Source organism: Burkholderia puraquae, assembly GCF_002099195.1.
GTDB lineage: Bacteria > Pseudomonadota > Gammaproteobacteria > Burkholderiales > Burkholderiaceae > Burkholderia > Burkholderia puraquae.
This window is the reverse complement of record NZ_NBYX01000044.1, coordinates 1-23,198: the sequence shown is the minus strand read 5'-3', so window position 1 is coordinate 23,198 and position 23,198 is coordinate 1. Positions and strand designations below refer to the sequence as shown.

The window sequence follows — 23,198 nt, the reverse complement described above, 5'->3', positions numbered from 1 at the left end:
CGAACCACTTGTAGAACGGCGCGTTGCTCTCGTCGAGCACCTTGGAGAACGGCTTGTGCCACGCGAGGCCCTCGCGCGCGAGACGCGCCCAGAAGCCTTCGTAATCCTGCTCGGCCTCGGCGGCGAGCGCACGATAGGCCGGCATGCCGGAAATGGTGGCCGCCTTCTCGAGCGCCGCGGGCGGCGCGAACTGACGGGTTTCGTGAAGAACCGATTCAATCGCAGACATCGACTACCCCTTGGTGAACATGAATCCTCTGCATGGCGGCGCGATCGTGCGCGCCGCGCGTCTTGGCCGGCGCAAGCGCGCCGCTGTCTCCTACCCACCACCCGCGCACGCCCCGAAGGCTGCTGCGCGATGCTGCGCCGCACCACGTCGCGCGATGGCGACCGGGCGACCCGACAGTTTCCACAATAAGCGCTCCAACTTACCCGTCACTTACGCGGCACGGCCGTTTCGCCCGCCGGGCGGCGCTCGTAGCTTTACGCTGTAACGAGCGCGACCCTACAATCCTAACTGAACTCGCCTTCCGGATTCCAGCTTGAATCGCTACGCTTTCTTTCTCGTTCTGTCGATGCTGTTCGTCGGCAGCAATGTCGGTATCGGCAAATCGATCGTCGTCTTCGTTCCCGTCGCCATCCTCGCCACGCTGCGCTTCGTGATTGCGATCGCCGTGCTGTGGCCGCTGTTCAGCCCGGTGAAGATGCGCACGGTCAAGCGCGGCGAATGGCTGAACCTGTTCCTGCAGGCGTTCTTCGGCACCTTCATGTTCACGCTGCTGATGCTGAACGGCGTGCAGCGCACGAGCGCGGTCGCAGCCGGCGTGATCACCAGCACGATCCCCGCAATCGTCGCGCTGTTCGCGTGGCTGATCCTGCGTGAAAAACCGAACGGCCGTGCGCTCGTGTCGATCGCGCTCGCGATCGCCGGCGTCGTGACGATCAACCTCGCGAACGGCAGCGCGGCCGGGCACGGCGCGTCCTCGCTGACCGGCAACCTGCTGATCCTCGGCGCGGTGTGCTGCGAATCGATCTACGTGATCCTGTCGCGCCGCCTCACGCAGACGCTCGCGCCGATCGACATCTGCGCGTACACGCACCTGTTCGGCCTGTGCCTGATGCTGCCGCTAGGCGCGACGGCCATGTGGCATTTCGATTACGCGAGCGTGCCGGCCGGCACCTGGGCGCTCGTCGTCTGGTACGGCCTGTCGGCCAGCATCTTCTCGTTCTGGCTGTGGATGAAAGGCATCCGGCACGTGCCGGGCAGCCTCGCCGGCGTGTTCAGCGCGGTGCTGCCGGTCGCCGCGGCCGCCTACGGCATCGCGTTCCTCGGCGAACGCCCGACGCTCGCACACGGCATCGCGCTCGCGTGCGTCGTCACGGGCATCGTGCTGGCCAGCCTGCGCGTGAAACGCGTGCCGGCTGCCGCCTCCTGATCCGTCCCTGGCAATGCCGGCGCGTCACTGCAGTCGCGCCGGCCGACGCGTTACAATAGCGCGCCTTTTCAAGATTACCCCCGATACCTGCGCACCGCGCCCGACTTTCCACCATGTCTGCCCCGCATTCGCCCGGCCGCCCCGCCCGTCGCCCGCTTCGCCCGCTTCCCGCGCTGATTTTCATGAGCCGCTGGCTCCAGGTTCCGCTCTACCTCGGCCTGATCGTTGCGCAGGCCGTCTACGTGTTCCTGTTCCTGAAGGAGGTCTGGCACCTGCTGTCGCATGCGACCAGCCTCGACGAAATCAGCGTGATGCTCGCGGTGCTCGGCCTGATCGACGTGGTGATGATCTCGAACCTGCTGATCATGGTGATCGTCGGCGGTTACGAAACGTTCGTATCGCGCCTCGGCATCGAGGGCCACCCCGACGAGCCCGAGTGGCTCGACCACGTGAACGCGGGCGTGCTGAAGGTCAAGCTGTCGATGGCGCTGATCAGCATTTCGTCGATCCACCTGCTGAAGACGTTCATCAACCCCGACCAGCACACGATGCACGCGATCATGTGGCAGGTGATCATCCACGTGTCGTTCCTGGTGTCGGCGCTCGTGATGGCGTGGGTCGACCGCCTGACGACGCACACGCACCCGGCCCATTTCCACGAAACGCACGCCCACGAGACGCACGCGCCTGCAGCGAACGAGTCCCGCAAGCCGGCCGAAGCGGCCGTCAACGCATAAACGCATTCCCCACTGTCCCCACAGAGTCTCAGCCATGACCGTCATCAAACAGGAAGACCTGATCCAGAGCATCGCGGATTCGCTGCAGTACATCAGCTACTACCATCCGCTCGATTACATCCAGGCCCTCGGCCGCGCGTACGAACTGGAAGAAAGCCCGGCCGCGAAGGATGCGATCGCGCAGATCCTCACGAACAGCCGCATGTGCGCGGAAGGCAAACGCCCGATCTGCCAGGACACCGGCATCGTCACGATCTTCGTGAAGGTCGGCATGGACGTGCGCTGGGACGGCGCGACGATGGGCCTCACCGACATGATCAACGAAGGCGTGCGCCGCGGTTACACGCACCCGGACAACGTGCTGCGCGCATCGATCGTCAATCCGCCGGAAGGCGCCCGCAAGAACACGAAGGACAACACGCCGGCCGTGATCCACTACGAGATCGTGCCGGGCGACAAGGTCGACGTGCAGGTCGCGGCCAAGGGCGGCGGCTCGGAGAACAAGTCGAAGTTCGTGATGCTGAACCCGTCCGACTCGATCGTCGACTGGGTGCTGAAGACGGTCCCGACGATGGGCGCGGGCTGGTGCCCGCCCGGCATGCTGGGGATCGGCATCGGCGGCACGGCCGAGAAGGCGATGCTGATGGCGAAGGAATCGCTGATGGAGCCGATCGACATCCAGGAAATCATCGCGCGCGGCCCGAAGGACTGGGTCGAGGAACTGCGCGTCGAGCTGCACGAGAAGGTCAACGCGCTCGGCATCGGCGCGCAGGGCCTCGGCGGCCTGGCAACGGTGCTCGACGTGAAGATCATGGCGGCACCGACGCACGCGGCATCGAAGCCGGTCGCGCTGATCCCGAACTGCGCAGCCACGCGCCACGCGCACTTCGTGCTCGACGGCTCGGGCCCGGCCAAGCTTGAAGCACCGTCGCTCGACGCGTGGCCGAAGGTCAACTGGGAACCGAATACCGAAACCAGCAAGCGCGTCGACCTGAACACGCTGACGCCGGAGGAAGTCGCGAGCTGGACGCCGGGCCAGACGCTGCTGCTGTCGGGCAAGATGCTCACCGGCCGCGACGCTGCGCACAAGCGCATCGCCGACATGCTCGCGAAGGGCGAGAAGCTGCCGGTCGACTTCACCAACCGCGTGATCTACTACGTCGGCCCGGTCGACCCGGTCCGCGACGAAGTGGTCGGCCCAGCAGGCCCGACGACGGCCACGCGCATGGACAAGTTCACCGAGACGATGCTCGCGCAAACCGGCCTGATCTCGATGGTCGGCAAGGCCGAGCGCGGCCCGGTCGCAATCGACGCGATCAAGAAGCACAAGGCGGCCTACCTGATGGCGGTCGGCGGTGCGGCTTACCTCGTGTCGAAGGCGATCCGCGGCGCGAAGGTGCTCGCATTCGAAGACCTCGGCATGGAAGCGATCTACGAGTTCGACGTGCAGGACATGCCTGTAACAGTTGCTGTCGATTCGTCGGGCACGTCGGTGCACCAGACCGGTCCGAAGGAGTGGCAGGCGAAGATCGGCAAGATCCCGGTCGCAGCCGCTTAAGCGCGATCGAACGAAAGGCCGGACGGGAGTCCGGCCTTTTTACTTCTCATTCTCACTATTGTGTGTGGCCGGTATTGCGAGGCTGATTCTCATTACACGCAAAAGGCAGGCCCGGCAAGGCTTTGAGGCTTGGCTTTTCGCGTTCGAGCGATTATCGTTCGGTTTCTGAAGCCCCACTGAACAAGGAACAAGCCATGCAAGGCGACAAGAAAGTCATCGAATACCTGAACGCCCAGTTGAAGAATGAGCTCACGGCGATCAACCAGTACTTCCTGCATGCGCGCATGTACAAGCACTGGGGTCTCGAGAAGCTCGGCAAGCACGAGTACGACGAGTCGATCGGCGAAATGAAGCACGCCGACTGGCTGATCGAGCGCGTCTTCATGCTCGACGGCCTGCCGAACCTGCAGGACCTGCACAAGCTGCTCGTCGGCGAGGAAACCGAAGAGATCCTGAAGTGCGACCTGAAGCTCGAGCAGATCTCGCAGTCCACCTGCAAGGAAGCGATCGCCTATTGCGAATCGGTTCGTGACTATGTGTCGCGCGAGATCTTCGAAAAGATCCTCGACGACACCGAAGAGCACATCGACTGGCTGGAAACGCAGATCGACCTGATCGGCAAGGTCGGCCTGCAGAACTACCAACAGACGATGATGGGTTCGCCGGAGTAAGCTGGCTCCGCCCTTCCCGCTATTGCCTCTCCCGCCCGTTCATGTCGACACTTTCCGTTACCGCAGCAACGGCCTCGGCCGTCGCCCCCATCGGCATCTTCGATTCCGGGCTGGGCGGCCTGTCGGTGCTGCGCGCCGTGCGCGCGCAGCTCCCCGACGAATCGCTCATCTACGTCGCTGATTCGCACCATGCGCCGTATGGTCCGCGCGATGAGGCGTTCATTACGGAACGCACGCTGGCAATCGGCGAGTGGCTGGCCCGCGAAGGGGCGAAAGCGCTCGTCATCGCCTGCAACACCGCGACCGCACGCGCGATCGCCACGATCCGCGAACACCTGTCGATGCCGCTCGTCGGCGTGGAGCCGGGCATCAAGCCGGCCGCTGCCGCGTCCGCGAGCGGCGTCGCAGGTGTCCTCTCCACGCAGTCGACACTGAACAGCCCGCGCTTCCAGGCGCTGCTCGACCGCTACGGCGCCGGCCGCCGCTTCATCTGCCAGCCCGGCCACGGGCTCGTCGAGGCCATCGAGCGCGGTGACACGAACTCGCCCGCATTGCGCGCGTTGCTCGACAGCTACCTGCAACCGATGCTCGACGACGGCGCCGATACGCTGGTACTCGGCTGCACGCACTACCCGTTCTTCACAGAAACGATTCGTGACCTTGTGGGCGACCGCCTGACGATCGTCGACACCAGCGACGCGATCGCACGCCAGCTCATGCGGGTGCTCGACGAACGCAACCTGCGCGCACCGGCCGGCACGCAACCCGCGCCGCCCCGCTTCTGCTCGACGAGCGACGGCCTGCAACTGCGCACCCTCGCATCGACGCTGCTCGGCCTCGATGCGCCGGTCGAATCCGTCACCATTTCCTCGCCGAACGCGCGCGCCTGCGCGACCGCCTGATACGGGCCGGCACGCCCTCTTGCGCGTACCGCTCCACATCCCCGTCTCTTCAGGGGTCTGATGACCTTAAAAAAAGCCCGACCCAGGCTTGTCAACGTCCGCAAAATTAATGATAATAATTCGCATTAACGTTAGCTATCGCAACTCATCATGATCGTCTGCGTGTGCAAGTCTGTTTCCGATCGCAAGATTCGCGCGTCCCTCGCCGAGGGCGTCAACTCTTTCGATGAACTCCAGTTCGAACTCGGCGTGGCCACGTGCTGCGGCAAGTGCGAGGAGTCCGTACGCGACCTCATGGCCGAGCAGGGCGTCTGCGCAAGCCGGTGCGGTGTCGAGCATCACGCTCACCCGATCCCGGTCACGTTCTACGAACGCAAGGCGGCCTGACCGGCGCCGAGTGTGCGCATGCGGCCCAGGCCGCATTTTTTGTTTTGACCGTCAGCAAGCCACCGTCTGCGCGAGCCAGCGGCTTACCTGCCAAGGAGCCTGTCATGGAATTGCTGATCGGATTTGTGACCACCGTTTGCATCTCGCTGCTGATCTTCCGCAAGTGATGCCGATTCACCCGCCGCGCCCCGGGTGCGACATCGTTCTTTCAAGCTAACATGCAGGCTTCGCATCTCGCTCCCGCCGGCACCATGCCGGCTGCACCACGTATGAATCCCCGAGTGATCGTCGTCGCGGTCGGTGTGCTTGCCGCACATGCGATCATGCTGACGGCCGCCTGGCTCCATCGCAACGCGCCGCCGCCTCCGAAGGAGATCGAGGTTCAGTCGATCACCGCGCAGCTCATTCCGCCTGCACCCGTTGCCCAGCCGGTCGCGGTTCAGTCGGCCGCGCAGCAGCCTGCGCCGCCCAAGCCCACCCCGCGCGTGAAGCCGAAGGTCGAGCCGAAGCCGGTGCAGAAAGCGATCCCGACGCCTCAGCCGGTCGCGCAAGCACCATCGCCGACGCCCGCACCGGCAGCGGTCGATCCGACACCGGCGCCCGCCGCGCCGGCCCCTGCTGCGCCGGCTGCCGCACCCGGCCCGGCTCGCGAGACGATGCAGGTCAGCGCGCCGAAGAACGTATCGGCGCTCACCTGCAATTTCGTGCAGCCCACCTATCCGTCGATGTCGCGTCGTCGCGGCGAAACGGGCACGGCCTATGTTCACTTCATCATCGGCGTGACGGGTAAGATCGAAAGCGTCCAGCTGCAGAAGAGCAGCGGCTACCCGCGTCTCGACGAAGCCGCGCTCGAGGCAACGCGCGCCAGCACCTGTCCGCCGTATATCGAGAACGGCCAGGCGATCCGCGCCGCCCATACGCTGCCATTCAACTTCACGCTCGACGACTAACCCGTCATATTCGGTAGATTCAAAGGAAACAAGAAAATGCAAAGCTACGGTATCGCGCACGTCTGGGCGCAAGGTGATTTCGTCACGCGCGCCATCGCGATCACGCTGCTCGTGATGTCGGTCCTGTCGTGGATCGTGATCGTCATCAAGGGCTGGAACGTGATCCGTCTGAACCGCCTGACGAAGAACGCCGAACAGGCATTCTGGCATTCGGACAACTTCGACGACGGCGTCAAGAAGCTCGGGCTCGCCGCCTCGACGCCGAACGACAACCCGTTCCTCGCGCTCGCGCTGTCGGGCAAGGAAGCCGCCGATCACCACCACCAGACGCAACCGCACCTGCATGACCGCATGGACGTATCGGACTGGGTCACGCGCTGCCTGAAGGACACGATGGACGAAGGCATCTCGCGCATGCAGAGCGGTCTCGCGATCCTCGCGTCGATCGGCAGCACGGCGCCGTTCGTCGGCCTGTTCGGTACGGTCTGGGGGATCTACCACGCACTGCTCGCAATCGGCGCATCCGGCCAGACGTCGATCGACCAGGTCGCGGGCCCGGTCGGCGAATCGCTGATCATGACCGCCTTCGGCCTGTTCGTCGCGATCCCCGCGGTGCTCGGCTACAACGCACTGACCCGCGCGAACAAGGGTGTCGTCAGCAAGCTGCGCCGCTTCGCGCACGGCCTGCACGCGTATTTCGTGACGGGCGCGAGCCTCGCGTCGTCGTCGACGCGCGATGGCCTGCGTCTCGCGACGCGCGCCAGCTGAAGCGGGGTGAACCATGGCAATGAACACCGGTTTCAGCGACGATGACGACGACGCCGTAATGAGCGAGATCAACATGACGCCGCTCGTCGACGTCATGCTCGTACTCCTGATCATTTTCCTCGTGACGATCCCGGCGATGCAGCATGCGGTGAAGATCGACCTGCCGCACGCCAGCAGCCAGCCCGTCGACGAAAAGCCGCAGACGGTCGACGTCGCGATCCAGGGCGACGGCACGATCCTGTGGGACGACCACACGGTCACGCGTGAACAATTGCAGGCGCGCATCGCGGAAGCGGCAAAACACACGCCGCAGCCGGAGTTGCACCTGCGAGCGGACCGCAAGGTCGCCTACGAACACGTCGCCGAAGTGATGTCGGATGCGCAGGCAGGCGGCCTGACCAAGCTAGGTTTCGTGACGGAGCCGACCGCGAAAGCGAAGTAACGCACGCGCAACCAGGTGCTCGCCGGCTGCACCTTGCCGGCCGTACCTAACCGGCCGTACCTAACCGGCCGTACACAAAGTAAAAGGCCTTCATCGCCAGATGAAGGCCTTTTTTCATGCGCACGCGGGCGCCTTCGGGCGGCGGGCTCTTTGGCGGTATCGGTTGCGCCTCGAGCAACGCAAATGCGACTCTGCCGTGGTCTGCACGGACTGCGCGTTCTGCCCTATCTGGCTCGCAATATATGCGGCCACCTGATTTCGCTCAGAACTTCCTTCACGAAATGGGATTTCAATATAGGCTCGCACGCACGCGCATTCAAGGTTCCGGCGATTGAAACTTGCGATTGCAGGCGACGCTTCAATGACAAAACAAATTTGCCTCGCCGTGCGCGTCGTGTTCAGGTCGCCGAAACATCGGCCGCCGCTTCCTTCTTCGCACGCTCCGGGCACCCCGGATCCTTGTACGCGCCGTGATCGAGCTTCTCGACCAGATAGTCGACGAACGCACGCACCGCGGGCGGCATCCCCTGCCGCGACACGAACACCGCGTACAGTTGCGGCACCGGCAGCGTCCAGCCCGGCATCACCGGCGACAGTTGCCCCGCACGCAGCGCGTTGCCATACATCATCTCCGGCAGTGCCGCGATGCCGAGGCCATCGAGCACGGCTTCACGGATCGTCATCAAGTCGGCCGTCACGAGCCGCGGGTCGTGCTCGTGCACGTGTCGCGTACCGTCTGGCGCGATCAGGTTGAACACGTGCCGCCCGTCGACGCTCGGCGTATCGAGCGTTTCGAATCCGCTCAGGTCGTCCGGCACCAGCGGCGGCGCATTCTGGCTCAGCAGGCTCGGTGCGCCGACCAGCATCTGCTCGGTGCGCCACAACGGCCGCACGACGATGTTCGCGTTCTGCGGCGGCTCCGAGCGCACGCGCAGCGCGACGTCGATCGAATCCTCGAACAGGTCGATCACGCGATTCGTCACGCGGACGTGCACCTTCACTTCGGGATAGCGGCGCAGGAATTCGGGCAGGATGCGCGAGAGCATCGTCTGCGACAGCGTCACGGGCACGCTGACGCGCACCGAGCCACGCGGCGACGAACGCAACTGCTGGACCGCGTTCATCGCCGCCTGCGCTTCGGCCAGCATCGCCTGGCAATGCTGGTAGAACAGCTCCCCCGCCTCGGTCAGCGCGAGCTTGCGTGTGGAACGCTGCAGCAGACGCACGCCGAGCGCCGCCTCGAGTTCGGTGAGGCGCCGCGACAGGCGCGATTTCGAGATGCCCAGCACGCGCTCCGCGGCCGAGAAACCGCCATGTTCGACGACCTGCGAAAAGTACATGAGGTCGTTCAGGTTATGTGCATCGATATTCATCTCATCGTTCCAATTTCAGAACAATCCATTGCGAACCATCGCAAATCGAACGGGAAAACGCCCAATATAATAGCGCTATGTTTCAAAAATGACGCTATTCCGATCATTTCGAGGGAATTCGCATGACGACCGCTCGCTCGCTTGACCGCACGTACCCCGCGCTTCGCACGACCGAAGGCGGCGGCTTCGTGGTTCACCGCCCGTTCCCGACCCGGCTGCTGATGGATTTCGATCCGTTCCTGCTGCTCGACGAAATGGGCCCCGTCGACTACGCGCCCGGCGAAGCCAAGGGCGCCCCCGATCATCCGCATCGCGGCTTCGAGACCGTGACCTACGCGCTCGACGGGCGTTTCCGCCATCGCGACTCGTCCGGCCATGCCGGCACGCTCGGCCCGGGCGATGTGCAATGGATGACGGCGGGCGCCGGCGTCGTGCACAGCGAGATGCCGGATCCGGAATTCGCACAGGCAGGCGGCCGCTCCCACGGCTTCCAGCTGTGGGTCAACCTGCCGCGCCGCGACAAGCTGATCGCACCGCGCTACCAGGAGATCCCGGCCGCCCGCATCCCGACCGCGACGTCGCCGGACGGCCGCGCACGCGTGCGCGTCATCGCCGGCGAAGCGTTCGGCGTCCGGGCGGCGATCGAGACGCGCACGCCGATCCTCTACCAGCATTTCACGCTGGAGCCCGGCGCAACGGTCACGCAGTCCGTCCCGGCAGGCTATCGTGTGTTCGCCTATCCGATCGACGGAACGGGCCTCTACGGGCCCGCCAGGCAGGCGGTAGACGCACGGCACATGGTCGTGTACTGCGACGACGGCGACACGGTCACGTTCGCTGCCGGCGACACGCCGCTCGACCTGCTGCTGATCGGCGGCGTACCGCTCAACGAGCCGATCGTCCGCTACGGTCCGTTCGTGATGAATACCGAGGAAGAGATCCGGCAGGCGGTCGTCGACTACCAGACAGGTCGCATGGGCCGGATCGAAGCATGACGCATGGATGGGCGTGCACGTGCCGCGAAACCGCCCGTTTTGCGTCACAATAACTTCTTGAACCACGTGGCCGCCCGCCACCAGAAGGAACCCGTCCCCTTGAACTTCGAACATCTGATCCAGATCAATTCCGACGATCCGGCCGTGCCGACCCTTACCCGAGACCAGCTCTGGGAAGGCCTCGTGCTGCGCGCCGAGCAGCCGCAACTGTTCGTGCTTGGCCTCGACAGCTGCGTCGTCCGCGAACGGACGGACACGACGCTCGAACGCGAACTGCACTACGGTCACGCGACCGTGCGCGACCGCGTCACGTTCACGCCGAATCAGCAGGTCCGCTACGACATCCTCGCGGCCGATGGCGAGATCGGCGGCTCGCTGACGATGACGATCGAGGAGCGCGACGATCACGAGCTGTTCCTGCGTTTCGAATACCGCACGACGCTGGTCGTCACCGACGACAGCGAAGACGCGCGTCAGACTCACGGGATCGTCAAGGAAGCGTACCGCACGTCGGATATCGACACGGTCCGCCTGATCCGCGAGTACGCACAGGGCCGCAAGGCCCCCGATCCGCTGCACTGAGCCCGGCGGCGGCCTGCGGGCCGCCCATTAGACTCAAGCTATTAGATCCTGAATCTCGATCGATAAAGAGTTTTTGTAAATGGGAATAGTTATCATTTAGAATTCATTCCATCGTATCGACAGTCACCGATCAACCGAATGACCGACACCATGCGCCCGACCACGCTGACCTTGCGCCGCACGACCGGCACCACAGGCAGCAGCCGTCAGAAGACGGCAGCGGTCACCACGCCGGCGAAACCCGTCGGCAACCGCGATGCAGGCACGCGGGTCGTCAGCAGCGATGCGCTGCTGCAAGGCCAAAGCCACGTCAGCATCGCGCATAACGGAGAAACCTATCAGTTGCGCGCCACACGGCTCGGCAAACTGATCCTGACGAAGTAACGACAGAGTATTGTGGGGACCACCTCCCTGAGAGGTGTTGGGCAGTAGCCAGCGTAACGGCTTGCACGCGAGATCTAGACCCCTTCGTGCAGACACACTCAAGCAGCCGTTGCAGCAAGCCAAGCCACTTTTTTTGGTTCTCGCACAAGGAAGAAAAAAAGCGACACGTCGAAAGACGTGTCGCTTTTTTGTTTGGGCGGCCAATGCGCGAAGCATGCCGACCACGTTCGTTACCGCGTCGATGCGTGACCGCCGACGCGGCCCGCGAGCCGTTTCAGAACCCCCAGAACATCAACCACCATGCGCTGTCGATGACGGCAAGCCCGGCGGCGAACCACGCGAATGCCGCAAGCCGGCGTGGCCAGGCCGCATAGCGCCCCGTCACTTTCCACGCGAGCCATGCACTCCATGCGTTGGCGCCGATCAGGATCGCGATGCGCACATCGGTCGCCCAGCCGAGCGGCACATGCTCTGCACGCAGCAACGACAGCGTCGTGGCCGACAAGCCAAGGAACACGCCCGCTCCCGCGATCGGGATCAACGCCTGCGCGAGATGATGCAGCCGCACGCGATCGAAGCGGCCGAGCATCAGCGTGGCGCCGGCCAGCAGCACCAGCAGTGCCGTGCCGTACACAAGCCCCGTGCCGACGATATAGCTGACGACCAGCCCGCCGTCGAGCCACGAGAACACGTCGTTGCGATCCGGATAATGCGTGAGCAGGAACCACGGCGCATTCGTTTCGAGCGGCCACGTGATGTCATGGTCGATCAGCCAGCCCGCGAGCCATTGCTTGATCTGTACGAACCATGGGCTGACGGTCCAGTGGAACGCACCGATCGCGACGCCGAGCAGCCCGTACAGGATCAGCGCGGTGTCCCACGGGTTCGCCTGATGCGCACCGAGGTTCACGACTTCGTCGGACGGCGAGCGCAACGACAGCGAGATCGCGTCGCGGTGCCCGCTGCAGCGGCCGCACATATGGCACGCCGCCGCACCCTTCATGCTGCGCAACGGCACGAGCGGTGCGCAGTTGATCGGAATCACGCGATGGCCATGCTCGCCGTTCTTGTACGAACGGCGCCACGCATCCTCGTCGACCTTGTAGCGCATCGGCGCGAGCCGCGCGAGCAGCCCGAACACCCCGTTGACCGGGCACAGGTACTTGCACCACACGCGCTTCTCGCGGCCGTACAGCACGCCGATCACGATCGCACCGACGGTCGAGCCACCGAGCACGAACAGCACCGCGAGCGGGTACTGGTACACGCTCACCATTTGCCCGTAGATCGTCGTGAGCCCGAACGCGACGAACGGCCAGCCGCCCCACCGTATCCAGCGCGGAATCGGGCCGCCGCGACCGAACTTGCTCGCGTATTCGGTAAGCGCACCTTCCGGGCACAGCACGCCGCACCAGACACGGCCGAGCATCACCATCGACAGCAGCACGAACGGCCACCAGATGCCCCAGAACGTGAACTGCGCGATCAGCGTGAGATTGCTCCACAGGTGCGCGGAATCGTCCGGCAGCGGCAACACCGCCGGCACGATGATCAGGAACGCATAGACGACGACAACGATCCACTGGATGCCGCGGATCAGCGCACCGTGGCGCTGCATCCACTGGCCGGCCTGCGCGAGCCAGCCCGGCTTGGCTGCGGCGACAACGCTCATGCCGCGCGACCTGCCGCGACGGCCGGACGACGGCTCGCACGCTTCATCAGCAGCCAGACCACCGCCCAGTACACCGCGTAGGCAACCAGGTTGGTCAGTGCCGGGTGCGCACGATAGCCGGTCAGCGTCGCGATGAGCGAACCGAACGTGCCCGAATCATCGAGGATCGCGGACGTGTCCCACACCTGCGAAATGCCGAGCGGCAGGATTTCCTTGTCGATCAGCTTGTCGACGCCGGTCTGGAACAGTCCCGCGCCGAGGAACAGCAGCATCACTTCGGTGACGCGGAAGAAATGCCGCCACGAGAAGTACTTGCCGCCGAGCTGCAGCAGATAGAACGTCAAGAACGCGAGGCCGAGGCCGATCAAGACCGCGAGCATCTGGCTGCCGTCGACGTGGCCCGACTGGCCGAAACCGAGGCCGTACAGGAAGATCACCGTCTCGCTGCCTTCGCGCGCGATCGCAAGCGCGACCAGCACCGCGACGCCCCACCAGTTCGAATCGCGCGTGCTCTGTTGCAGCGATTGCTCCATGTCGCGCTTCAGCGTGCGGCCGTGCCTGCGCATCCACAGCACCATCTGCACGATCAGCACGCATGCGATCAGCACCATGGCAGTCTGGAAGTAGTCCTGCGCGTCGCCGGACAGCACTTCGGTGAAACCGACCAGCGCGGCGCCGAGGCCCACGGCCATCAACAAACCGACACCGACGCCGGCCCACAGGAAAGGCAGGCCGCGGCGCGCGTCGTCGTCGCCGTTTTTCAGCCATGCATAGAGAATGCCGACGACGAGCAGCGCTTCGACGCTCTCCCGCCAGACGATGAACAAGATCTGACCCATCGATACCTCCTGACGCGCGGGGCAAGGGACTTGTGCGCCCGCACGCGGATAAAACGCGTTACTTCGCGACGATCACGCCCTGTGCCTGCTGGTGGAAATCGTCGAAAAACTTGTATTCGCCCGGCGACAACGGAGCGACGACCACGAACGAATCGGCGCCCGGTGCGAGCACCTTCTCCTTGCGCAACTGCACGCTCTCGAATTCGGCGGCGCCCTTGCCGGTGTTCTTGATCTCGATCTTGAAGCGCTGGCCGGCCGGCACTTCGATGCGGGCGGGATTCAGCTTGCCGTCCGTCATTTCGAGCTTGAACGTCGGCAGGTCGGCTGCGTGCGCCGCGCCGGCAAGCCACAGCGCCGCGGCTGCGGCAACGATTTTCTGGGGAATTTTCATTCTGGGTTCTCTACGCCGACGGCGCGCCGAAGCGCGCCGTTCGTGATCCACCGGTCAGTAACCGCCCTTCTTGCCGATGCCGGCGAACGGGAAGTCGTATTCGAGCGTGACGGGCTTGAACCACGCGCCGACGCCCGTTTCCTTGTCGATGTGGCGGCCGAATGCCATGTGGCCCGACTGCATCGGCGGCTTGACGACCATCGTCAGGTGATACTTGCCCGGGCCGTTCAGCTTCACGTTGTCGCCGTAGTGCGGGCCGTCGCTCGCGACCATGCCCATCAGGTCGCCTTCAGCCTTCCACTTCGTGTCGCCCTGCTTCGTCAGCTTGTACGTGACCTGCAGGTACGGCATCCAGTCGCCTTCCGCGAAACCCGTCGGGTTGTTCTTGACGGCATGGATGTCGGCCTCGAGGTGGATATCGGAATCCGACGCCTTGCGCATCATCCCTTCCGGGTCCATCGTGATCGGCTGCAGGTACACCGCGCCGATTTCCATGCCGCCCTGGATCTGCTGCTTGCCGATCGGATATTCGGCAGCCGAGGCCGACATCGCGGCAAGCGCCGCCGCTACCGCAACCGTCGTGCGGATAAACGAAGAACCCAACATGGACACTCCTTGTTATTTGTCTGACTATCTTGACGACACGCGGGCCGCCGCCGGGGCCACCCGCTGGAAACACTAACGCGACGAAGAACGTTAATGCGAACAATTCTCAATAATCATGGAGTTTAGCACCGAACCCGTTTCGGAACAAACGAAGATCCGTGTAAACCCCTGATCCGACAAGGCTTACAGGCTGGTTACCAAAAGGATTCGGTGACGTTTGGACAGAATTACCGGCCGCCGCTGATGTGGTCGCCGACGTTCGCGCCGAACACGCGTTCGCGCAGCAAAGCGAGCTGATCGCGGGTCGCGGCGGCCTTCTCGAACTCGAGGTTCTTCGCGTAGTCGGCCATCTGCTTCTCGAGGCGCTTGATTTCCTTGGCGAGCTGCTTTTCCGACATGTCCTCGAATTTCGCGCGCTGCTGCGCTTCCTTCAGCTCCGCACGAGCCTCATCGGCGTTGTAGACGCCGTCGATGATGTCCTTGATGCGCTTCACCACGCCGCGTGGCGTGATGCCCATCCGCTCGTTGTGCGCGATCTGCTTTGCGCGGCGCCGCTCCGTCTCGCCGATCGCGCGCTTCATCGACTCGGTCATGTTGTCCGCGTAGAGGATCGCCTTGCCGTTCACGTTCCGCGCCGCGCGGCCGATCGTCTGGATCAGCGAGCGCTCCGCGCGCAGGAAGCCTTCCTTGTCCGCGTCGAGTATCGCGACGAGCGACACCTCGGGAATGTCGAGCCCTTCCCGCAGCAGGTTGATACCGACCAGCACGTCGAACGTGCCGAGCCGCAGGTCGCGGATGATCTCGACGCGCTCGACCGTGTCGATGTCGCTGTGCAGGTAACGCACCTTGACCCCGTGATCGGCGAGAAACTCGGTGAGCTGCTCGGCCATCCGCTTCGTCAGCACGGTGATCAGCACGCGCTCCCCGGCCTTCACGCGCGCGTTGATCTCGGCCAACACGTCGTCGACCTGCGAACTCGCCGGCCGCACTTCGATTTCCGGATCGACGAGCCCGGTCGGCCGCACGACCTGTTCCGCGATCTGCCCCGTCACGCGCTTCTCGTAATCGGCCGGCGTGGCCGATACGAACACGACCTGGCGCATCTTGCGTTCGAACTCGGGGAACTTGAGCGGCCGGTTGTCCAGCGCCGACGGCAGCCGGAAGCCGTAGTTGACGAGGTTTTCCTTGCGCGCGCGGTCGCCGTTGTACATGCCGTTCAGCTGGCCGATCAGCACGTGCGACTCATCGAGCAGCATCAGCGCATCGGGCGGCAGGTAGTCGACGAGGGTCGGCGGCGGATCGCCGGGCGCCGCGCCCGAGAAATGCCGCGAGTAGTTCTCGATGCCCTTGCAGAAGCCGAGCTCCTGCAGCATCTCGAGATCGAAGCGCGTGCGCTGCTCGAGGCGCTGCGCCTCGACGAGCTTGCCGTCGCCATGAAAGAACTCGAGCCGCTCGCGCAGTTCATCCTTGATCGTCTCGACCGCGCGCATCACGGTGTCGCGCGGCGTCACGTAATGTGACGACGGATACACGGTGAAGCGCGGAATCTTCTGCCGCACGCGCCCCGTCAGCGGGTCGAACAGGTGCAGCGTCTCCACCTCGTCGTCGAACAACTCGACGCGCACGGCCAGCTCCGCGTGTTCGGCCGGGAAGATGTCGATCGTGTCGCCGCGCACACGGAACGTGCCGCGCTGGAAATCCTGGTCGTTGCGCGTGTACTGCATCGCGATCAGCCGCGCGATCACGTCGCGCTGGCCAAGCTTGTCGCCCGCGCGCAGCGTCAGGATCATCTGGTGGTATTCGGACGGGTTGCCGATACCGTAGATCGCCGACACCGTCGCGACGATCACGACGTCGCGGCGCTCCATCAGGCTCTTCGTCGCCGACAGCCGCATCTGCTCGATGTGCTCGTTGATCGACGAGTCCTTTTCGATGAACAGGTCGCGCTGCGGCACGTACGCTTCAGGCTGGTAATAGTCGTAGTACGAGACGAAGTACTCGACCGCGTTACGCGGGAAGAACTCGCGGAATTCCGAGTAGAGCTGCGCGGCGAGCGTCTTGTTCGGCGCGAACACGATCGCCGGGCGGCCGAGCCGCGCGATCGTATTGGCCATCGTGAAGGTCTTGCCCGAGCCCGTCACACCGAGCAGCGTCTGGAACGAGAGCCCGTCCTCGACCCCTTCGACGAGCGTCTCGATCGCGGTCGGCTGGTCGCCTGCGGGCGGATACGGTTGATACAACTGGAACGGCGACCCTTCGAAGGTCACGAATTTCGATTCGTCGAGCGCGTCGCCGGTTTCGGCATGGTGTTCGGACATGGAATGCGGCCGGAGCGAGGGCAAAGAAAGCATTCTAGCGCTTCGCGGCCTCGCGAACTGCTGTCGGCTCCTGACGCGCGACGGCCGTCCGAAATCGCAATTCCCGGCCGAATTTCGCCGCCGAAACGCCGCCCCCGCCTGCGCGAATTCGCTACAATATCAGGCTGCTGCGCTTTCCGGCGTCGTGCCTGCCCGGCGCGCGGTCCGCCCCGCGCCCGCCCCGCCCGTTGAAAGCCTGACCCTCTTTTCACTACTGCCGAATCATCATGTCGCTCTTCTCCGCTGTCCAGCTTGCTCCCCGCGACCCGATCCTGGGCCTGAACGAAGCCTTCAACGCCGATACGCGTCCGACCAAGGTCAACCTCGGCGTCGGTGTGTACACGAACGAAGAAGGCAAGATTCCGCTGCTGCGCGCGGTTCGTGAAGCCGAGAAGGTGCGTGTCGAGGCCGGCCTGCCGCGCGGCTACCTGCCGATCGACGGGATCGCCGCCTACGATGCAGCCGTGCAGAAACTGCTGCTCGGCAACGACTCGCCGCTGATCGCAGCAGGTCGCGTGGTCACGGCCCAGGCACTGGGCGGCACGGGTGCGTTGAAGATCGGCGCCGATTTCCTGCGCACCGTCAACCCGAACGTGAAGGTCGCGATCAGCGATCCGAGCTGGGAAAACCACCGCGCGCTGTTCGAGGCAGCCGGCTTCGAAGTCGTTGCGTACCCGTATTACGACGCTGCCACCAACGGCGTGAACTTCGAAGGCATGCTGTCGGCACTGAATGGCTACGCGGCAGGCACGGTCGTCGTGCTGCACGCGTGCTGCCACAACCCGACCGGCGTGGACCTGACGGAAGCGCAATGGCAGCAGGTCGTCGACGTCGTGAAGGCGCGCAACCTCGTGCCGTTCCTCGACATGGCCTACCAGGGCTTCGGCGAAAACATCGAGGCCGATGCTGCCGCCGTGCGCCTGTTTGCCGCAGCCGACCTGAACGCATTCGTGTCGTCGTCGTTCTCGAAGTCGTTCTCGCTGTACGGCGAGCGCGTCGGCGCACTGTCGATCATCACGTCGAGCAAGGAAGAAGCGACGCGCGTGCTGTCGCAACTGAAGCGCGTGATCCGCACGAACTACTCGAACCCGCCGACCCATGGCGGTGCCGTGGTCGCAGCAGTGCTCGCATCGCCGGAACTGCACGCTTCGTGGGTGCAGGAACTCGGTGAAATGCGCGATCGCATCCGCGCGATGCGCAACGGTCTCGTCGAGCGCCTGAAGGCAAGCGGCGTCGATCGCGACTTCAGCTTCATCAACGCACAGCGCGGGATGTTCTCGTATTCGGGCCTGACCTCGGCGCAAGTCGATCGCCTGCGCGACGAGTTCGGTATCTATGCGGTCGGCACGGGCCGGATCTGCGTCGCCGCACTGAACACGCGCAACCTCGACGCGGTCGCCAATGCGGTCGCAGCCGTCCTGAAGTAACGCGGCGTCAGCGGGCGGCAGTCGTCGCCGGCCCGCCCTGCCGAGACAAAAAACGCGCTCCCCGGAGCGCGTTTTTTTTATTCCGCTTTCCCGGCCGGCGACTGCTCTGCGCGAGCGGCGCGCGTCGCGGCCTCCCTTGCCGGATCCCGTTACTGCATGAACCAGCCGTGGCTGACGATGAACGACAGGCCCGTGAGCGCGGCGCTCGGGAAGGCCGACAGGAACAACACCGTCTGCGCGACGTCCTGCACGGTCGTGAACACGCCGTCGACCGTATTGCCGAGCATCACCTTCTTCACCACTTCCTCTTCGCTGATCCCGAGTTCCTTCGCCTGCTCCGGAATCTGCTTGTCGACCAGCGGCGTGCGCACGAAGCCCGGACACACGACGTGCGAGCGCACGTTGTGCTTCGCGCCTTCCTTCGCCAGCACGCGGGCCAGACCGAGCAGGCCGTGCTTGGCCGTGACGTAGGCCGACTTCAGCGGCGACGCTTCGTGCGAGTGCACCGAACCCATGTAGATCACGACGCCGCCGCGATCGTCCTTGTACATGTGCTTGAGCGCGGCCTTGGTCGTCAGGAACGCGCCGTCGACGTGGATCGCCTGCATCTTCTTCCAGTCGGAGAACGAATAGTTCTCGATCGGGTTGACGATCTGGATACCCGCGTTCGACACGAGGATGTCGACCGAGCCGAACGTTTCGGCCACCTTGTCGATACCGCTGTTCACGGCTTCCTCGTTCGTCACGTCCATCGCGACGCCGATCGCCTTGCCGCCCGCCTTGACGATCTCGTCGGCAACGGCGTTCGCGCCGTCCTGGTTCAGGTCGGCGATCGCGACGGCCGCGCCCGCCTTCGCGAGCTCGAGTGCGATTTCCTTGCCGATGCCGCTCGCGGCGCCCGTGACGACTGCGGTCTTGCCGCTCAGATCTGCTGCCATGTCCGTCTCCTCCCGTTGTCGGATCGATAAAACGAGCGCCCGCCGCATCCGCTACCGTCGCGCGATCGTACCGGCGGGCCAGCCGTCATTGTGCACGATCGGCCCCGCCGTTCGCGCACAAAACGTCTAAGCTTAAGGTCGGTTCTGTCACGCAGGAGATTCGCATGCACTATCGACGGCTAGGCCGGTCCGGCCTGCAGATCAGCGAGCTTTCGCTCGGCTCATGGGTGACGTACGGCAACCAGGTCGACCAGCGGGTCGCGCGCGAATGCCTGGCTGCGGCACGCGACGCAGGCGTCAATTTCTTCGACAACGCCGAGGTCTACGCCGGCGGCAAATCCGAGGAAATCATGGGCCACGCGCTCAAGTCGCTCGACTGGCCGCGTATCAGCTATATCGTGTCCACGAAGTTCTTCTGGGGGCTCGCCGAAGCACCGAACCAGTATCACACGCTGAACCGGAAATACCTGCTGAACGCCATCGACGGCTCGCTGCGCCGGCTGCAGCTCGACTATGTCGACCTCGTCTATTGCCATCGCCCCGATCCAAACACGCCGATCGAGGAAACCGTCTGGGCGATGAGCGACATGATCGTGCGCGGCAAGGCGCTGTACTGGGGCACGTCGGAATGGAGCGCCGACGAGATCCGTGCCGCGTGCGAGATCGCCGAGCGGCATCACCTGCACAAGCCGGTCGTTGAGCAGCCGCAGTACAACCTGTTCCACCGCACGCGGGTCGAACAGGAATATGCGCGGCTCTACGACGACTACGGTCTCGGCCTCACGACCTGGAGCCCGCTAGCATCGGGCCTGCTCACCGGCAAGTACCGTAACGGCGTGCCGCCCGGCAGCCGCGCGCAGTTACAGGGTTACGACTGGATGCGCGACCGCCTGACCGATCAGGCCGCCAACGACATCGTCGAACGGCTCGGCGGAATCGCAGCCGAGCTCGGCTGTAGCACGGGCCAGCTCGCGATCGCGTGGGTACTCGCGAATCCGCACGTGAGTTCGGTCATCACTGGCGCATCGCGGATCGAGCAGATCGGCGACAACATGCGCGCACTCGACACCGTCGCGAAGCTGACGCCGGATGTGAAGCAACGCATCGAGGAGGTGGTCGGCAACGCATACGAGTAAGGCGACTCACGGCCACTCGCGTACAATACGCGGCCGCATCGACGCCCGGCCCGACGGCCGCGCACGATCGACCGCTTTCATCGATTCACCTTTCGTTTCAGGCAGCCCGCCATGCTCAGTTATCGTCACGGTTTTCACGCAGGCAATCACGCGGACGTGCTCAAGCACGCCGTCGTCGTCCAGCTGCTGCGCTACCTGAACAAGAAAGACAAGTCCTACTGGTACATCGACACGCATGCGGGTGCCGGCGTGTACTCGCTGCGTGACGGCTACGCGGCGAAGACGTCCGAATTCGACACCGGCATCGGCCGGCTGTGGAACGAAAAGAACCTGCCGGAAGCACTGGGCGACTATGTGGATGAAGTCCGCGCGCTGAACGACGACGGCGAACTGCGCTTCTACCCCGGTTCCCCGTACATCGCATGGCGATCGATGCGCGAGCAGGACCGCATGCGCCTGTTCGAAATGCACACGACGGAAATCGACGTGCTGCGCCACAATTTCCGTGATGCGGGGCGACGCGCGATGATTTTCGCCGGCGACGGCTTCGAAGGCGTCAAGGCGCTGCTGCCACCGCCGCCGCGACGCGCACTCGTGCTGATCGATCCGTCCTACGAGGACAAGAAGGATTACGCGCGCACGGTGACTTGCGTGACGGAGTGTCTGAAGCGTTTCGCGACGGGCTGCTATGCAATCTGGTACCCGCAAGTGACCCGGACGGAATCGCAGCGCTTTCCCGAGCAGTTAAAGCGCCTGCAACCGAACAACTGGCTGCACCTGACACTGACAGTGTCGAATCCACCGACTGACGGGCTGGGTCTCTACGGCAGCGGGATGTTCATTCTGAATCCGCCGTATACGCTCGCCCAGAGCATGAACGAGGCACTGCCCTATCTGGTCGAGATGCTGGGACAGGATAGTGGCGCCCGCTGCCAGATCGAGCACCGCGGCAACTGATGCGGCGACTGGCCGTTACGGCTGAGGTCTCGGTGCAAACCTTGGCTGGTTCGCCGGCTGTCCACCCCACGCGGGGACATTGATATACGGCGCAACGAACAGCGGGACCGACGTGTTCGGCGCCTGTCCGGCCGGAGCCCGCATGCCTGCCGGCTCGACGATCGGCTCGGACGACAACGGTGCCGTCTGCAGCACCAACCCGCCCTTGCCATCCTGGATACCGCGTTGGGTATCGAGAATCAGCGGTTTGGACGACGTCGCTGCAGCGGCCGCGAGCCCATGCACAAGCACCGCCGCGCCCAGAACGAGACGCGCGCGGGCACTTCGACGCACATCGAGACGCAAACGCATGATCGTGTCCTTCAGGATGAAAAGCAGGTGCATACCATAGCGCTGCACTGACGATTGCGCCAGATCCGGCGCACAAAAAAACAAAGCCCCGTCAATACGGGGCTTGCTTATCGTTCGGTGCCACGTGGCACCTGACGGTGACTCCGATTACAGCGAGTAGCCGTTGGTTTCGAGCGAGCGGATGCGGCTCTCGAGCTGGACGATATCCGACGACGTGGCGAGGTAAGCCTCACGACGTTCACGTTCTGCGGATTCGAACCAGTTGCTCAGCTTTTCGACGATGTAGGCGATCATGACATTCTCCAAGGAAGGGGGACCCCTGGTGAATCGGTATTCAGGGATTTCCCGTATAGGGTTATCCCGAATTATAGCGATGCCGCACCAAGATGCCAGTGAAATACTTGCATGGCAGCCATTCCATTTTGGAATGCCCGGCCGTCAATCTTTCATAACCCATTGATTTTTATGGAAATAAAATCGGGGGTTGTTTCGAATCCCGAGGACGCGCACTAATTTGGTTCACTGATGGGGTCGGACAACCGCGCCAAAATCGGGCATTCGGGCCGCCCGTCACCATGACAGTGCGCCGCGAGATCGGCCAGTGTGTCGCGCATATCGCTCAGCTCCGCGATGCGCTTGTCGAGTTCTGCCACGTGCTCAAGCGCAATCGACTTCACTTCGGCGCTCGCGCGAGAACGGTCTTGCCAGAGCATCAGCAGCTTGCGGATGTCCTCGACGAGAAAGCCAAGCCGCCGCGCCTGACGGATGAAACGCAGGATATGGATTTCATCCGCGCCGTAGATCCGGTAGCCGGCGTCGGTACGCTTGCTCGGCGCCAGCAGGCCGACCTGTTCGTAGTACCGGATCATTTTTGCGCTGACTCCGGATTCGCGCGACGCGTCACCGATATTCATTCCCGCCCTCTCCATCAAACTGGTTTCGAACATCAACGTCGACGAGTGCGATCGCCGACGGCACTTCGATCGTATCAAATCGCCTGGTTTCGTTCCGGGATAAGGCTTGACTGCAGGATGGCAGCTGAGTGATCTGGCGTGCAAGCCGCGGAGACCTGATGAATGGAGCCCTCTTCCCTACCACACGCGCATTTTCGTCGCGCCAATGCAAAAACCCCCGCCTTTCGGGCGGGGGTTCTTGGCTAAGGTAGCCTGACGATTACCTACTTTCACACGGGAATCCGCACTATCATCGGCGTAGAGTCGTTTCACGGTCCTGTTCGGGATGGGAAGGGGTGGGACCGACTCGCTATGGTCATCAGGCAAAGAGGGTTGTCACGTTGCTTCGCAACGCGACCAATCTGGGAAGAAGCAGTAATCTTGAG

The 23,198-nt window shown here is 63.9% G+C and carries 26 protein-coding genes and 1 rRNA gene; 15 read left to right on the top strand and 12 right to left on the bottom strand.

What is annotated here, in order from left to right:
- Positions 1-229: acetyl-coenzyme A synthetase N-terminal domain-containing protein (locus B7G54_RS37325; protein WP_279628108.1), on the bottom strand; the 229-nt coding region annotated here is incomplete at its 3' end.
- A gap of 313 nt (positions 230-542) precedes the next feature.
- Between B7G54_RS37325 and B7G54_RS37315 the strand changes: the two genes are divergently transcribed.
- The 9 genes from B7G54_RS37315 to B7G54_RS37275 all read left to right on the top strand — a co-directional run bounded on the left by B7G54_RS37315 (position 543) and on the right by B7G54_RS37275 (position 7,851).
- Positions 543-1,436 carry a DMT family transporter gene (locus tag B7G54_RS37315; RefSeq protein WP_011352649.1) on the top strand — a complete coding sequence of 298 codons (894 nt, stop codon included), beginning with the start codon at positions 543-545 and terminating at the stop codon, positions 1,434-1,436.
- Positions 1,437-1,549: 113 nt separating this feature from the next.
- Positions 1,550-2,173, top strand: a complete 624-nt coding sequence (locus B7G54_RS37310; protein WP_085043645.1) for a TIGR00645 family protein — start codon at positions 1,550-1,552, stop codon at positions 2,171-2,173.
- Positions 2,174-2,207: 34 nt separating this feature from the next.
- Positions 2,208-3,731 carry a fumarate hydratase gene (locus B7G54_RS37305; RefSeq protein ID WP_069248436.1) on the top strand — a complete coding sequence of 508 codons (1,524 nt, stop codon included), beginning with the start codon at positions 2,208-2,210 and terminating at the stop codon, positions 3,729-3,731.
- Between the two features lie 194 nt (positions 3,732-3,925).
- Positions 3,926-4,402 (top strand): bacterioferritin, encoded by a 477-nt coding sequence (bfr, locus tag B7G54_RS37300; RefSeq protein ID WP_011352652.1) that lies wholly within the window; start codon positions 3,926-3,928, stop codon positions 4,400-4,402.
- 41 nt (positions 4,403-4,443) lie between these two features.
- On the top strand, positions 4,444-5,304 hold the full coding sequence (murI, locus tag B7G54_RS37295; protein ID WP_085043644.1) for a glutamate racemase: 861 nt from the start codon (positions 4,444-4,446) through the stop codon (positions 5,302-5,304).
- A 150-nt stretch (positions 5,305-5,454) separates the two neighbouring features.
- Entirely contained in the window at positions 5,455-5,691 is a 237-nt protein-coding gene (locus B7G54_RS37290; RefSeq protein WP_039370093.1) for a (2Fe-2S)-binding protein, read from the top strand.
- A 218-nt stretch (positions 5,692-5,909) separates the two neighbouring features.
- Positions 5,910-6,641: an energy transducer TonB gene (locus B7G54_RS37285; protein WP_085043643.1), complete on the top strand. Its 732-nt coding sequence runs from the start codon at positions 5,910-5,912 to the stop codon at positions 6,639-6,641.
- A gap of 36 nt (positions 6,642-6,677) precedes the next feature.
- On the top strand, positions 6,678-7,409 hold the full coding sequence (locus tag B7G54_RS37280; protein ID WP_085043642.1) for a MotA/TolQ/ExbB proton channel family protein: 732 nt from the start codon (positions 6,678-6,680) through the stop codon (positions 7,407-7,409).
- 13 nt (positions 7,410-7,422) lie between these two features.
- On the top strand, positions 7,423-7,851 hold the full coding sequence (locus B7G54_RS37275) for an ExbD/TolR family protein (RefSeq protein ID WP_043188746.1): 429 nt from the start codon (positions 7,423-7,425) through the stop codon (positions 7,849-7,851).
- Between the two features lie 398 nt (positions 7,852-8,249).
- Here the strand turns inward: B7G54_RS37275 and B7G54_RS37270 are convergent, their stop codons facing one another.
- A complete protein-coding gene (locus tag B7G54_RS37270; RefSeq protein WP_011352658.1) occupies positions 8,250-9,224 on the bottom strand; it encodes a LysR family transcriptional regulator in 975 nt (324 codons plus the stop codon).
- A gap of 122 nt (positions 9,225-9,346) precedes the next feature.
- Between B7G54_RS37270 and B7G54_RS37265 the strand changes: the two genes are divergently transcribed.
- From B7G54_RS37265 to hemP, 3 genes are all read left to right on the top strand, one after another.
- Positions 9,347-10,219 carry a pirin family protein gene (locus tag B7G54_RS37265; RefSeq protein WP_085043641.1) on the top strand — a complete coding sequence of 291 codons (873 nt, stop codon included), beginning with the start codon at positions 9,347-9,349 and terminating at the stop codon, positions 10,217-10,219.
- A gap of 99 nt (positions 10,220-10,318) precedes the next feature.
- Entirely contained in the window at positions 10,319-10,801 is a 483-nt protein-coding gene (locus tag B7G54_RS37260; protein WP_085043640.1) for an SRPBCC family protein, read from the top strand.
- Positions 10,802-10,939: 138 nt separating this feature from the next.
- Positions 10,940-11,185, top strand: a complete 246-nt coding sequence (hemP, locus tag B7G54_RS37255; RefSeq protein ID WP_085043639.1) for a hemin uptake protein HemP — start codon at positions 10,940-10,942, stop codon at positions 11,183-11,185.
- Between the two features lie 274 nt (positions 11,186-11,459).
- On the opposite strand, the gene B7G54_RS37245 is transcribed toward hemP, so the two are convergent.
- The 5 genes from B7G54_RS37245 to uvrB all read right to left on the bottom strand — a co-directional run bounded on the left by B7G54_RS37245 (position 11,460) and on the right by uvrB (position 17,011).
- Positions 11,460-12,857 carry a 4Fe-4S binding protein gene (locus B7G54_RS37245; RefSeq protein WP_085043637.1) on the bottom strand — a complete coding sequence of 466 codons (1,398 nt, stop codon included), beginning with the start codon at positions 12,855-12,857 and terminating at the stop codon, positions 11,460-11,462.
- Positions 12,854-13,696 carry an FTR1 family iron permease gene (locus tag B7G54_RS37240; RefSeq protein ID WP_085043636.1) on the bottom strand — a complete coding sequence of 281 codons (843 nt, stop codon included), beginning with the start codon at positions 13,694-13,696 and terminating at the stop codon, positions 12,854-12,856. The genes B7G54_RS37245 and B7G54_RS37240 overlap by 4 nt, the downstream gene beginning before the upstream one ends.
- 58 nt (positions 13,697-13,754) lie before the next feature.
- Positions 13,755-14,087, bottom strand: coding sequence for a cupredoxin domain-containing protein (locus B7G54_RS37235; RefSeq protein WP_034190351.1), 333 nt, complete (start codon positions 14,085-14,087; stop codon positions 13,755-13,757).
- Positions 14,088-14,141: 54 nt separating this feature from the next.
- Positions 14,142-14,693 carry an iron transporter gene (locus B7G54_RS37230; RefSeq protein WP_059233631.1) on the bottom strand — a complete coding sequence of 184 codons (552 nt, stop codon included), beginning with the start codon at positions 14,691-14,693 and terminating at the stop codon, positions 14,142-14,144.
- A 227-nt stretch (positions 14,694-14,920) separates the two neighbouring features.
- Positions 14,921-17,011, bottom strand: coding sequence for an excinuclease ABC subunit UvrB (uvrB, locus tag B7G54_RS37225; RefSeq protein ID WP_085043635.1), 2,091 nt, complete (start codon positions 17,009-17,011; stop codon positions 14,921-14,923).
- 266 nt (positions 17,012-17,277) lie between these two features.
- Here uvrB and B7G54_RS37215 point away from each other — a divergent pair, with 266 nt between their 5' ends.
- Entirely contained in the window at positions 17,278-18,477 is a 1,200-nt protein-coding gene (locus B7G54_RS37215; RefSeq protein WP_085043634.1) for an amino acid aminotransferase, read from the top strand.
- Between the two features lie 149 nt (positions 18,478-18,626).
- On the opposite strand, the gene B7G54_RS37210 is transcribed toward B7G54_RS37215, so the two are convergent.
- Positions 18,627-19,415 (bottom strand): 3-hydroxybutyrate dehydrogenase, encoded by a 789-nt coding sequence (locus B7G54_RS37210; RefSeq protein ID WP_085043633.1) that lies wholly within the window; start codon positions 19,413-19,415, stop codon positions 18,627-18,629.
- 164 nt (positions 19,416-19,579) lie between these two features.
- Between B7G54_RS37210 and B7G54_RS37205 the strand changes: the two genes are divergently transcribed.
- Positions 19,580-20,551 (top strand): potassium channel beta subunit family protein, encoded by a 972-nt coding sequence (locus B7G54_RS37205; protein WP_085043632.1) that lies wholly within the window; start codon positions 19,580-19,582, stop codon positions 20,549-20,551.
- Positions 20,552-20,662: 111 nt separating this feature from the next.
- Positions 20,663-21,508, top strand: coding sequence for a 23S rRNA (adenine(2030)-N(6))-methyltransferase RlmJ (locus B7G54_RS37200; RefSeq protein WP_043188772.1), 846 nt, complete (start codon positions 20,663-20,665; stop codon positions 21,506-21,508).
- Between the two features lie 15 nt (positions 21,509-21,523).
- Here B7G54_RS37200 and B7G54_RS37195 read toward each other — a convergent pair whose 3' ends face one another.
- The 4 genes from B7G54_RS37195 to rrf all read right to left on the bottom strand — a co-directional run bounded on the left by B7G54_RS37195 (position 21,524) and on the right by rrf (position 23,136).
- Positions 21,524-21,892, bottom strand: coding sequence for a hypothetical protein (locus tag B7G54_RS37195; protein ID WP_175130543.1), 369 nt, complete (start codon positions 21,890-21,892; stop codon positions 21,524-21,526).
- Between the two features lie 114 nt (positions 21,893-22,006).
- Positions 22,007-22,153, bottom strand: a complete 147-nt coding sequence (locus tag B7G54_RS37190; protein ID WP_006478295.1) for a DUF3563 family protein — start codon at positions 22,151-22,153, stop codon at positions 22,007-22,009.
- 215 nt (positions 22,154-22,368) lie between these two features.
- On the bottom strand, positions 22,369-22,773 hold the full coding sequence (gene cueR, locus B7G54_RS37185; RefSeq protein WP_085043631.1) for a Cu(I)-responsive transcriptional regulator: 405 nt from the start codon (positions 22,771-22,773) through the stop codon (positions 22,369-22,371).
- 250 nt (positions 22,774-23,023) lie between these two features.
- Positions 23,024-23,136, bottom strand: a 5S ribosomal RNA gene (rrf, locus tag B7G54_RS37180).
- Positions 23,137-23,198 lie beyond the last annotated feature (62 nt).